Origin of the sequence: Blastomonas sp. AAP53 (assembly GCF_000331245.1) — a bacterium.
Lineage (GTDB): Bacteria > Pseudomonadota > Alphaproteobacteria > Sphingomonadales > Sphingomonadaceae > Blastomonas.
The window spans coordinates 100,066-112,711 of record NZ_ANFZ01000018.1 but is presented as its reverse complement, the minus strand read 5'-3'; the positions used below and the strand labels follow the sequence as shown (position 1 = coordinate 112,711).

At 62.0% G+C, this 12,646-nt stretch carries 6 protein-coding genes; 4 read left to right on the top strand and 2 right to left on the bottom strand.

What is annotated here, in order from left to right:
- The first annotated feature begins 51 nt into the window (after positions 1–51).
- The 4 genes from D618_RS0114455 (at position 52) to D618_RS0114440 (ending at position 3,661) form a co-directional block, all read left to right on the top strand.
- A complete protein-coding gene (locus D618_RS0114455) occupies positions 52–762 on the top strand; it encodes a pirin family protein (protein WP_017672247.1) in 711 nt (236 codons plus the stop codon).
- 66 nt (positions 763–828) lie between these two features.
- A complete protein-coding gene (gene wrbA / locus D618_RS0114450) occupies positions 829–1,428 on the top strand; it encodes an NAD(P)H:quinone oxidoreductase (RefSeq protein WP_017672246.1) in 600 nt (199 codons plus the stop codon).
- A 102-nt stretch (positions 1,429–1,530) separates the two neighbouring features.
- Positions 1,531–3,051 carry a hypothetical protein gene (locus tag D618_RS0114445; protein ID WP_040370830.1) on the top strand — a complete coding sequence of 507 codons (1,521 nt, stop codon included), beginning with the start codon at positions 1,531–1,533 and terminating at the stop codon, positions 3,049–3,051.
- Between the two features lie 31 nt (positions 3,052–3,082).
- Positions 3,083–3,661, top strand: a complete 579-nt coding sequence (locus D618_RS0114440) for a DsrE family protein (protein ID WP_081590537.1) — start codon at positions 3,083–3,085, stop codon at positions 3,659–3,661.
- A gap of 370 nt (positions 3,662–4,031) precedes the next feature.
- On the opposite strand, the gene rpoC is transcribed toward D618_RS0114440, so the two are convergent.
- Positions 4,032–8,243 carry a DNA-directed RNA polymerase subunit beta' gene (rpoC, locus tag D618_RS0114435; protein ID WP_017672243.1) on the bottom strand — a complete coding sequence of 1,404 codons (4,212 nt, stop codon included), beginning with the start codon at positions 8,241–8,243 and terminating at the stop codon, positions 4,032–4,034.
- 115 nt (positions 8,244–8,358) lie between these two features.
- Positions 8,359–12,537, bottom strand: a complete 4,179-nt coding sequence (gene rpoB, locus D618_RS0114430; RefSeq protein ID WP_026091702.1) for a DNA-directed RNA polymerase subunit beta — start codon at positions 12,535–12,537, stop codon at positions 8,359–8,361.
- Positions 12,538–12,646: the final 109 nt, after the last annotated feature.

Sequence of the window (12,646 nt, the reverse complement as noted above, 5' to 3'; positions counted from 1 at the left end):
GCCTCAAGCCAAGGCATCGGCCAACTGCGATGCCGGCAAGGAGCACATGACATGATCGAGAAGCGCGACTTTTCTTCGCTGGGCCATGCCAACCACGGCTGGCTCAATGCCCGCCACCACTTTTCGTTCGGTGGCTATCATGACCCCGCTCGCATGGGCTGGGGCGCATTGCGGGTGTGGAATGACGACGAGATCGCTCCCAAGAGCGGTTTCCCCACGCATCCACACCGCGATATGGAAATCATCACCTATGTCCGCACCGGCGCGATCACCCATCGCGACAGCCTGGGCAACGAAGGCCGCACCGAAGCGGGCGACGTTCAGGTGATGAGCGCGGGAACCGGTGTGCAGCACAGCGAGTTTAATCTGGAAAGCGAGGAAACCCGCCTTTTCCAGATCTGGATCATCCCCGATGCTCCGGGTGGTGCGCCACGCTGGGACGCCAAGCAGTTTCCCAAGGGAGAGCGCAGCGGCAAGCTGGAGGTACTGGCCAGCGGACGCGACGAGGATATCGAGGCTGGTGCCCTGATGATCCGCGCCGATGCCCGCCTGTCCGGCGCGACATTGGCCGCTGGAGACAGCATCACCCACCGCATCACCGATGGCATGTCGGCCTATCTGGTGGTCTCGGCGGGCAGCGTGACGGTGAACGGCATCGAAATCGGCACGCGCGACGCTGCAGCCATCACCCGCGAAACCGAGATTACCGTCTCGGCCACACAGGACGCCGAGTTTCTGATTGCGGAAACCCGGACCCATTGATCCCCCCGCCCCGCCGCCGATCCCCAGGCGGCGGGGCACCCCTTTGATACCCCAAGGAGACCCATCATGACCAAAGTTCTCGTGCTGTATTATTCAACCTATGGCCATATCGAAACCATGGCCGAAGCCATCGCTGAAGGTGCACGGGGCGAAGGCGCGGACGTGACGATCAAGCGCGTTCCTGAAACCGTTCCCGAAGAGGTCGCAAAAGCCAACCATTTCAAGCTCGACCAGCCGGCGCAGGTCGCCTCGCCCGAGGAACTGGCAGAATATGACGCAATCGTCGTCGGCACCGGCACCCGCTTTGGCCGCATGTCGAGCCAGATGGCATCGTTCTGGGACCGCACCGGGGGCCTTTGGGCCACGGGCGCACTGGTCGGCAAGGTCGGCGCATCGTTCACCGCGACCGCCAGCCAGCACGGCGGCCAGGAAACGACGCAGTTTTCGATCCTCACGAACCTGCTCCACCATGGCATGACCATCGTCGGGCTGGACTATGGCTTCCAGGGTCAACTCAGCAATGACGAGGTCATCGGCGGATCGCCTTATGGCGCCAGCACGATCGCCGGCGGCGACGGATTGCGCCAGCCGCACCAGGCCGACCTCGACGGTGCCCGCTATCTGGGTGCCAAGGTCGCGCGCACGGCCGCGAAGCTGACCGCGTAAATCTAGCCCCCAGCCCAGGAGCCGTCGCCCGCACCCCTTTTTGAGGGGGTTGCGGGCGGTATGGCGCAGCTTTAGCCTGCATGAAAGCAGGAGGATTGGGGCATGGTGAGAGGTTTGCGGTGTGGTCTGGCGATCGTGCTGACCGCGCTGGTGGCGTGGCCGTCAGCCGCGTCTGCCGATTGGCATGAGGCATCGAGCCCCAATTTCCTGGTCTATGCCGATCAGGACGAAAAGCAGGTACGTGCTTTCACCGATATGCTCGAGCGCTATCGTTCGGCGATGCTGGCCTTGTACAAGATGCCCGATGAGCCGACATCGCCGTCGAACCGGCTGACGGTCTTCGTGATGCACGATGCGGGCGAGGTCCGAAAACTGTCGGCCGATGGCCGCCGCTTCCTCCAGGGGTTCTACCAGTCACGCGCGGGCGGGTCGGTTGCGTTCATACCGCGCGTCCAGAGCTCCAGCCAACGCGAGCGCGTCACCCAGGGCGAACAGGTTCTGCTCCATGAATATGCCCATCACTTCATGTACAGCCTGTTTTCCGGATCGGCCCCCTTGTGGTTTACCGAAGGCTTCGCCGAATTCTACTCCACCGCCAAGTTCGAAAAGGACGGCTCAGTGGGATTGGGGCTGCCTGCCAGTCACCGCGCAGCGGAACTGATGTATGCGCAGGACGTGCCGCTGGAGATGCTGCTGAGCACGCGCAAATATCGCGAAAACGCATCGCGACGCTATGATGCATTTTATGGGCGCAGCTGGCTGCTTTTTCACTATCTGATGCTGTCGGGCGACCGTCCGGGCCAGCTCAGCGATTATCTTGATCGGCTGAACAAAGGCGAGGGCGAGGATGCGGCAGCAAAGCTGGCGTTCGGCGATCTCGCCAAGCTCGACGATGAGATTACCCGCTACATGAAGTTCCGCCGGATGAGCTACATCAATCTGGATGCCAGCCGCATCACGTCTGCTCACATCCGCGTACGTCCGTTGCGCGCCGGCGAAGCTGCCATTCTGCCGGTGATGATGCGATCCAAACGCGGCGTGACCGATGAGACGGCTGCAGAGGTATTGGAACTCGCGCGCGCCATCGCGGCGGACTATCGCGATGATCCGTTTGTCCAGACGGCCCTGGCAGAAGCCGAATTCGACGCCGGCAATACCGCCGAGGCGCTGGCTGCGGCAGACCGGGCACTGGCGCGTGACCCGCAAGCGATCAACGCGTTGATCCAACGAATGTATGCGTTGTTCCGCGAGGCCGAAGACGGCAACGACGGTCTATGGTCCCAGGTCCGCGCCGCAGTAGCCGCGGCCAACCAGGTCGAGAATGACAACCCCATTCCATTGAGCTTCTTCTATCGGACCTTCGCCGCAGAGGGCAAGACACCGCCAGAGATAGCGGTCAAGGGTCTGCAAAAGGCGCTGATGCTGGCGCCCTATGACATCGGGCTGCGGATAACGCTGGCGCGACACCAGATCCAGACAGACGACAAGGAGACAGCGCGCAAGACACTCGCGCCGCTGCTCAACCATCCGCACGACACACAATTGGCAGAGCTTGCCCGCCAGATGCTGGATGGCGCGGCGGCAACGCCTGCGAAAGGAGATGAAGCGGACGCCGCATCCTGATACGCCTCGCTCCAGACAGAAGGAGAGTTGCATGTCGCATTGGTCGTCACGTCGCATCGCATTGTCGGCAGCCACATTGATGGTGGCTCTTGGCCTTGGTCTTGCTCCCGCCCAGGCACAGGACGCCTTGCGTCCTGGCTTCCATGCCGGCACCGTCATCGAGAGCTTTGGTCCCGTCGCCACGGTGGACGGGCATGAATCCCTGCCCGCTTCAGCCAGCTTCAGCGTCGCCTTCGACGTCGCCGAGGCGGCCAAGCCGGGCAGCCTCAATCGCACGCTCGAGAGCGCGGCGCGGTTCATCAACATGCATGCCGAAGCCGGGGTGCCGCGCGAGCGGGTGCGTGTCGCGGTGGTGGTCCATGGCCCGGCGAGCTTCGATCTCACCCATGCCGCTGCCTATGGCAGGAAGCACGATAGCGCGGCCAATGCCAACCTTGCCGCCATCGCGACGCTGATTGAAAACGGCGTAGAGATCCATCTTTGCGGGCAGAGCGCCGTAGCCCAGGGTATCAGTCGCGCCGATCTGGCGCCGGGAGTGAAGATGGCGCTGTCGGCGATGACCGCGCATGCGCTCCTCCAGCAGCGCGGCTACACGCTCAACCCCTTCTGAGAGAGCGCCGCGGATGGTCGAGACCTGGTCTTTCGGGGACCCGATTTTCGAGGCAGATGCAAGTTGACGGTACAAGCATGTCCGGGCCAACGGCGACCCAAACGATCGCGGACACGTTTCGAAGAAGGAACCATCATGGGAAAGGGAATTATTCTGTGGCTGCTGGGGTCCCCGGCCTGCTGATCGTCGCCTTGCTCGTATTCGGCATTCTTTGATCGGACGCGAGCCCGGACGCCTGGCAGACGAACCTCTTCACGCTCGTTGATCCGCGCTGGAACCCAGCAAAAGAAAACCCCGCCGGAACTGCTTCCGGCGGGGTTTTCTTGTGATTGACTGCGGTTGGCCCCCGGCATGAGCCGGGGAAGCCGCCTTATTCGGCGTCGCTGTCCACCTCTTCCGGCTCGGCGGCGACCGGAGCCGGGGCGGGAGCCGCCGCGACTTCGTTGGCGGCTGCCATCGCCTTCTGCAGCGCGCGCTGCTGCGCACGGAGCGCAGCATCGCGGCTGTTCGCGGCGATCCGGACGCGGCTCATGCCGGCACCGGTACCCGCCGGGATCAGACGTCCCACGATCACGTTTTCCTTCAGGCCGATCAGCGAGTCACGCTTGCCTTCGACCGCCGCCTGGGTGAGCACCCGGGTGGTTTCCTGGAACGACGCAGCCGAGATGAACGAACGGGTCTGCAGCGATGCCTTGGTGATGCCCAGCAGCACCGGCTTGCCTTCGGCCGGCTTCTTGCCCGGCGCAAGACGCGCGTTGTACTCGTTCATTTCCTCGCCATCGAGCTGTTCGCCCGGCAGCAGCGTGGTATCGCCGCCATCGGTGATCTCGACCTTCTGCAGCATCTGGCGAACGATCACCTCGATGTGCTTGTCGTTGATCTTCACGCCCTGCAGACGATAGACCTCCTGGATTTCGCTGACCAGATATTCGGCCAGCGCTTCCACGCCAAGCACTTCCAGAATGTCATGCGGGTCGGGCGAACCTGAGATCAGGTTGTCGCCCTTCTTCACATAGTCGCCTTCCTGGACGTCGATGACCTTCGACTTCGGCACCAGATACTCGACCGGTTCGCCCTCTTCCGGGTGAATCGCGATCTTGCGCTTGGCCTTGTAGTCGCGGACGAATTCGATGCGGCCTGAGACCTTGGCGATGATCGCATTGTCCTTGGGCTTGCGCGCTTCGAACAGTTCGGCAACGCGCGGCAGACCGCCGGTGATGTCGCGGGTCTTGGCAGCTTCTCTGGAAACACGAGCGACGATGTCGCCTGCGTGAACCGTCTGGCCTTCCTCGACCGACAACATCGCACCCACCGCGAGCATGTAGCGCGCAGCTTCGCCCGAATCCTCGTCGAGCAGGGTCAGGCGAGGACGCAGATCTTCCTTGGACTTCGCCTTGAGCGAACCACGGTATTCCACGACCACGCGCTGCGCGATGCCGGTGGCATCATCGGTCTGTTCGATCAGCGTCTTGCCGTCGATCAGATCCTGATACTTCACGACACCCTGCTTTTCGGTGATCACCGGCATGGTGAACGGATCCCATTCGGCAATCCGGTCGCCCAGGCTGACAGGTCCATTGTCATCGATCAGCAGCACGGTACCGTAAGGGATACGGTGGACCGCACGTTCGCGGCCTTCCTTGTCGACAATCGCGATTTCGCCGTTGCGGGCGAGCGACAGGCGCTGTCCGCGCTTGTTCACGATGGTCGGGATATCCCGGTACTGCAGCGTGCCATCGGCCACCGCTTCGAGGTTCGACTGCTCGTTGAGCTGCGCCGCGCCGCCGATGTGGAAGGTCCGCATCGTCAGCTGGGTGCCCGGTTCACCGATCGACTGTGCAGCGATAACGCCGACAGCTTCACCGATGTTCACCGGCGTACCACGCGCCAGGTCACGGCCGTAGCACTTGCCGCACACGCCCATCGTCGCTTCGCAGATCAGCGGCGAGCGGATGCGCGCAGCCTGGATGCCCAGCGCTTCGATCGCAGCCACGGCCGCTTCGTCGAGCAGCGTGTCCTTGGGAACGACAACCTCACCAGTCTTCACATCGGCGATGTCCTCGGCCAGGGTACGGCCCAGGATACGCTCTGCGAGCGACGCAATGACGCTACCGCCCTGCACGATCGCGCGCATTTCCAGCGCCCGTTCGGTACCGCAATCTTCCTGCACGATGACGCAATCCTGCGACACATCGACCAGACGGCGGGTCAGATAACCCGAGTTCGCCGTCTTGAGCGCGGTGTCGGCCAGACCCTTGCGGGCGCCGTGGGTGGAGTTGAAGTATTCAAGAACGGTCAGACCTTCCTTGAAGTTCGAGATGATCGGCGTTTCGATGATCTCGCCCGAAGGCTTGGCCATCAGACCACGCATACCGGCAAGCTGCTTCATCTGCGCTGGCGAACCACGCGCGCCCGAGTGGCTCATCATGTAGATCGAGTTGACCGGGGCTTCGCGGCCATGCTCGTCCTTCGGCGTCGCCTTGATCTCTTCCATCATGGCGTTGGCGACCTGGTCACCGCAACGGCTCCAGGCGTCGATCACCTTGTTGTACTTTTCCTGCTGGGTGATCAGACCATCCTGATACTGCTGCTCATAGTCAGCAACCAGGGCGCGGGTCTCATCGACCAGACGCTCCTTGCTGTCCGGAATGATCATGTCGTCCTTGCCGAACGAGATGCCGGCGCGGCAGGCGTGACGGAAGCCCAGACCCATGATCGCATCGGCAAACAGGACGGTGTCCTTCTGGCCGGTGTGACGATAGACCTGATCGATGACGTCGCCGATTTCCTTCTTGGTGAGAAGGCGGTTGACGACATCGAAGGGCACCTTGTGGCTCTTGGGCAGGCACTCGCCGATGAGCATGCGGCCCGGCGTGGTGTTGTACCGCTTCAGATACTGGTTGCCCTGTTCGTCGGTCTGCGGAACGCGCGCGATGATCTTGGTGTGCAGCGTCACGGCTGCGACTTCCAGCGCCTGGTGCACTTCGGCGATGTCGGCCATCAGCATGCCTTCGCCCGGCTCGCCTTCGCGGTCCATCGAAAGGTAATACAGACCCAGAACCATGTCCTGCGAAGGCACGATGATCGGCTTGCCGTTGGCGGGCGACAGGATGTTGTTGGTCGACATCATCAGCACGCGCGCTTCCAGCTGCGCTTCGAGCGACAGCGGAACGTGGACGGCCATCTGGTCACCGTCGAAGTCGGCGTTGAACGCCGAGCAGACGAGCGGGTGCAGCTGGATCGCCTTGCCTTCGATCAGCACGGGTTCGAACGCCTGGATGCCCAGACGGTGGAGCGTCGGCGCCCGGTTGAGCATCACGGGATGCTCGCGGATCACCTCATCCAGGATGTCCCAGACTTCCTTGCGTTCCTTTTCGACCCACTTCTTCGCCTGCTTGAGGGTCATCGACAGACCCTTGGCATCGAGACGCGCGTAGATGAACGGCTTGAACAGCTCGAGCGCCATCTTCTTGGGCAGGCCGCACTGGTGCAGCTTGAGTTCGGGGCCGGTCACGATGACCGAACGGCCCGAATAGTCGACGCGCTTGCCGAGCAGGTTCTGACGGAAGCGGCCCTGCTTGCCCTTGAGCATGTCGGACAGCGACTTCAAAGGACGCTTGTTGGCACCGGTGATGATGCGGCCACGACGACCATTGTCGAACAGCGCATCGACAGCTTCCTGCAGCATGCGCTTCTCGTTGCGGACGATGATGTCCGGCGCGCGCAGTTCCATCAGCCGCTTCAAGCGGTTGTTGCGGTTGATCACGCGGCGGTACAGGTCGTTCAGATCCGAGGTCGCAAAACGGCCACCGTCCAGCGGCACCAGCGGGCGCAGCTCGGGCGGGATCACGGGAATGACTTCCAGGATCATCCACTCGGGACGGTTGCCGGAATCGATGAACGATTCCACGACCTTGAGGCGCTTGATGATCTTCTTGGGCTTGAGTTCCGACTTGGTCGTCTCGAGTTCCTGCAGCAGATCGGCACGCTCGGCTTCGAGGTCGAGGTCCATCAGCATCTGGCGCACGGCTTCTGCACCGATACCGGCGGAGAACGCGTCTTCGCCGAACTCGTCCTGCGCGTCGAGCAGTTCGTCTTCGGTCAGCAGCTGATACTTTTCCAGGCTGGTGAGGCCGGGTTCGATAACGACATAGCTTTCGAAATACAGCACGCGCTCAAGCTGCTTGAGCTGCATGTCGAGCAGCAGGCCGATGCGCGAGGGCAGCGACTTCAAGAACCAGATGTGCGCAACCGGAGCGGCGAGCTCGATATGCCCCATGCGCTCACGGCGCACCTTGGTCACGGTGACTTCAACGCCGCACTTTTCGCAGACGATGCCCTTGTACTTCATGCGCTTGTACTTGCCGCACAGGCACTCGTAATCCTTCACCGGACCGAAGATGCGCGCGCAGAACAGGCCGTCACGCTCGGGCTTGAACGTGCGATAGTTGATGGTTTCGGGCTTCTTGATCTCGCCGAAGGACCACGAACGGATACGCTCAGGCGACGCGAGGCCGATCTGGATCTCGTCGAAGGTTTCCGGCTTCACGGCGGGATTGTTGAATTTGGTCAGTTCGTTCATTTTTTTCGCCTTCCGAGCCCCTCACCTTTAGGGGAGGGGTTGGGGTGGGGAATGTTGGGTGAGGCCAATTACAGCCCCACCCCCGGCCCCTCCCCTGAAGGGGAGGGGAGTATTCTTACTCGGCAGCTTCAGACAGCGCGTCGGGCTCTTCGTCCGGATCGGGCAGAGCATCGATGGAGTTCAACTCGACGTTGAGACCCAGCGAGCGCATTTCCTTGACCAGAACGTTGAAGCTCTCAGGGATGCCGGCCTCGAACGTGTCGTCACCCTTGACGATCGCCTCGTAGACCTTGGTGCGTCCGACCACGTCATCGGACTTCACCGTCAGCATTTCCTGCAGCGTATAGGCCGCGCCATAGGCCTGGAGTGCCCAGACCTCCATTTCCCCGAAGCGCTGTCCACCGAACTGCGCCTTACCGCCCAGCGGCTGCTGGGTGACGAGGCTGTAGGGTCCGATCGAACGCGCGTGGATCTTGTCGTCCACCAAGTGGTGCAACTTGAGCATGTAGATATAGCCCACGGTCACCTTGCGGTCGAACTTGTCGCCGGTACGGCCGTCGTACAGATCGACCTGGCCCGAGGGGTCGAGACCCGCCCGCTCCAGCATCCGCGAAACGTCCGCCTCGCGCGCACCGTCAAACACCGGGGTGCCCATCGGAACGCCGTTGCGCAGGAGCCCTGCCAGTTCGACAACGCCCTCATCGCTGCGGTTGTCGATCTCGACGTGATAGTCGGTACCATAGACGTACTTCAGCTTCTCGCGCACCGCATCGGGCGGGCTGGCCGCTTCCGGGTTCGGATTGGCCTCGCGCCAGTCGTCCAGCGCCTTCGAAATCTGCTGACCCAGACCGCGTGCGGCCCAGCCCAGATGGGTTTCGAAGATCTGACCGACGTTCATGCGGCTCGGCACACCCAGCGGGTTGAGCACGAAATCGACATGCGTGCCGTCTTCAAGGAACGGCATGTCCTCGATCGGCAGGATGCGGCTGATGATACCCTTGTTTCCATGACGTCCGGCCATCTTGTCGCCCGGCTGCAGCTTGCGCTTCACCGCGACGAACACCTTGACCATCTTCAGCACGCCCGGAGCCAGCTCGTCGCCGCGCTCCAGCTTTTCACGGCGATCGTCGAACTTCTCGGTGATGCGCGTGACGGCTTCGTCATACTGGACCTTGACGGCTTCCAGATCGGACTGGACCGCATCGTCCTCGACCGCGAACTTCCACCACAGGTGCTTTTCAACGTCCTCGAGCAGCTCCTCGGTGATCGCATCGCCCTTCTTGACGCCCTTGGGCGCTGCCGATGCGACCTGACCAACCAGCATTTCGCGCAGACGGTTGTAGGTCGCACGGTTGAGAATGGCGCGTTCGTCTTCGCGGTCCTTGGTCAGGCGCTCGATTTCCTCGCGCTCGATCGCCAGGGCACGTTCGTCCTTGTCGATACCGTGACGGTTGAACACACGAACTTCCACGACCGTACCCGAAACGCCCGGCGACAGACGCAGCGAGGTGTCGCGCACGTCGCTCGCCTTTTCGCCGAAGATCGCGCGCAGCAGCTTTTCTTCCGGCGTCATCGGGCTTTCGCCCTTGGGCGTGATCTTGCCGACCAGAATGTCGCCAGGATGCACTTCCGCACCGATATAGACGATGCCCGCTTCGTCGAGGTTGCGCAGGGCTTCCTCGCCGACATTGGGAATGTCGCGGGTGATGTCTTCAGGTCCGAGCTTGGTGTCGCGGGCCATGACTTCGAATTCTTCGATGTGGATCGAGGTGAACACGTCGTCCTTGACGATGCGCTCGGAGATCAGGATCGAATCTTCGTAGTTGTAGCCGTTCCAGGGCATGAACGCGACGAGCGCGTTGCGGCCCAGTGCCAGTTCGCCCAGATCGGTCGAGGGACCGTCGGCGATGATGTCGCCTTCGGCGATCACTTCGCCCACCTTCACCAGCGGACGCTGGTTGATGCAGGTGTTCTGGTTCGAACGCTGGAACTTCTGCAGCGTGTAGATGTCCACGCCCGAGCGGCCCGAATCCACTGACCCTGTGGCGCGGATCACGATGCGGGTCGCGTCGACCTGATCGACGATACCGGCGCGCTTGGCAGCAATTGCAGCGCCCGAATCGCGCGCCACGGTTTCTTCCATGCCGGTGCCGACGAACGGCGCTTCGGCCTGTACCAACGGCACGGCCTGACGCTGCATGTTCGATCCCATCAGCGCGCGGTTGGCGTCATCGTTTTCCAGGAACGGAATGAGCGATGCCGCGACCGAGACCAGCTGCTTGGGGCTGACGTCCATCAGGGTGATGATGTCGCGTGGCGCCATCAGGAATTCACCTGCCTGACGCGACGAGACGATGTCCTCGACAAAGCCCATGTCATCGTCGAGCTCGGCGTTGGCCTGCGCGATCGTGTGCTTGGCCTCTTCCATTGCCGACAGGTACACGACGTCATCGGTGACCTTGTGGTCGATGACCTTGCGGTACGGCGTTTCGATGAAGCCGTACTTGTTGACGCGGCTGAACGAGGCCAGCGAGTTGATCAGACCGATGTTCGGGCCTTCGGGCGTTTCAATCGGGCAGATACGGCCATAATGGGTCGGGTGAACGTCGCGGACTTCAAAGCCTGCGCGCTCGCGGGTCAGACCGCCTGGGCCCAAGGCCGAAACACGGCGCTTGTGGGTGACTTCGGCCAGCGGATTGGTCTGGTCCATGAACTGCGACAGCTGCGAGGAGCCAAAGAATTCGCGCACCGCGGCCACCGCGGGCTTGGCGTTGATCAGGTCGTTGGGCATCACGGTCGAGACATCGACCGAGCTCATCCGCTCCTTGACCGCACGCTCCATGCGCAGCAGGCCGACGCGATACTGGTTTTCCAGCAGCTCACCCACCGAACGCACACGGCGGTTGCCGAGGTTGTCGATGTCATCAACATCGCCCTTGCCGTCCTTGAGGTCGACCAGCGTCTTGACGACGGCCAGGATGTCCTCACGACGCAGCGTGGTGACGGTGTCCTCGCAGTCGAGCTCCAGACGCATGTTCAGCTTGACGCGGCCCACGGCGGACAGGTCGTAACGCTCACCGTCGAAGAACAGGCCTTCGAACAGGGCATCCGCTGTTTCGCGCGTTGGCGGCTCGCCGGGACGCATGACGCGATAGATCGCATCGAGACCCATGTCGCGATTATCGGCCTTGTCGGCTTTCATCGTGTTGCGAATCCAGGGACCGGTTGTCACATGGTCGATGTCCAGCAGCACGAGCTGGTCAATTCCAGCCTTGTCGAGCTTTTCCAGGTTCTCGGCGGAGACTTCGTCGCCCGCTTCGATGTAGATTTCGCCGGTCTGCTCGTTGATCAGGTCATAGGCGCTGTAACGGCCGAAGATTTCCTCGGTCGGAATCAGCAGGCTGTTGAGGCCATCCTTGCCCGCCTTGGTCGCGGCGCGCGGGGTGATCTTGTCACCCGCCTTGAACGCGACTTCGCCGGTTTCAGCGTCGACGATGTCGAACGCCGGCTTCATCCCGCGCCACTGTTCGGCCACGTACGGAATCTTCCAGCCGCCGGTGCCGCGCTCGTACACGACCTTTTCATAGAAATGGTCGAGGATTTCCTCGTCGTTGAGGCCGAGCGAGTACAGCAGCGAGGTGACCGGCAGCTTGCGCTTGCGGTCGATACGCACGTTGACGATGTCCTTGGCGTCGAATTCGAAATCGAGCCACGAACCGCGATACGGAATGACGCGCGCAGCAAACAGGTACTTGCCCGACGAGTGGGTCTTGCCGCGGTCATGATCGAACAGCACGCCCGGCGAACGGTGCATCTGGCTGACGATCACGCGCTCGGTACCGTTGACGACGAACGTGCCGTTCGCGGTCATCAGCGGCATGTCGCCCATATAGACGTCCTGCTCCTTGATATCGAGCACGGAGCGGCTTTCGGTTTCCTGGTCGACCTCGAACACGATCAGGCGCAGCGTCACCTTCATGGGAGCTGCATAGGTGATCCCGCGCTGGCGGCATTCCTGCACGTCGTACTTGGGGGGTTCGAGCTCGTAGTGCACGAAATCAAGCTCGGCGGTGCCAGCGAAATCGCGGATCGGGAACACGCTGCGCAGCGTCTTTTCCAGTCCCGATACATAGCCGACCGAGGGGTCCGACCGCAGGAACTGCTCATAGCTTTCGCGCTGAACCTCGATCAGGTTCGGCATTTCCGAGACTTCGTGGATGTCACCGAAAATCTTGCGGATACGCTTCATCGGAGTCGGCTTGTTGGTGGCCGATGCTCGTGTAGAGGTTGCCATAAACTTGTCTTCGCCTTTTCGTGTCTATCGATTCGCACGTCATATTCGTGGCGCACAGAGACGCCAAAAGGCCGCTGGTCCATGGGAAACCCCAGGAACCGCAGCCTAT

What these genes read in the sequence shown, in the direction of transcription:
- D618_RS0114455 (WP_017672247.1), top strand. Translation starts at nt 52, where the DNA reads ATGATCGAGAAGCGCGACTTTTCTTCGCTGGGCCATGCCAACCACGGC.
- wrbA (WP_017672246.1), top strand. Translation starts at nt 829, where the DNA reads ATGACCAAAGTTCTCGTGCTGTATTATTCAACCTATGGCCATATCGAA.
- D618_RS0114445 (WP_040370830.1), top strand. Translation starts at nt 1,531, where the DNA reads ATGGTGAGAGGTTTGCGGTGTGGTCTGGCGATCGTGCTGACCGCGCTG.
- D618_RS0114440 (WP_081590537.1), top strand. Translation starts at nt 3,083, where the DNA reads ATGTCGCATTGGTCGTCACGTCGCATCGCATTGTCGGCAGCCACATTG.
- rpoC (WP_017672243.1), bottom strand. Translation starts at nt 8,243, where the DNA reads ATGAACGAACTGACCAAATTCAACAATCCCGCCGTGAAGCCGGAAACC.
- rpoB (WP_026091702.1), bottom strand. Translation starts at nt 12,537, where the DNA reads ATGGCAACCTCTACACGAGCATCGGCCACCAACAAGCCGACTCCGATG.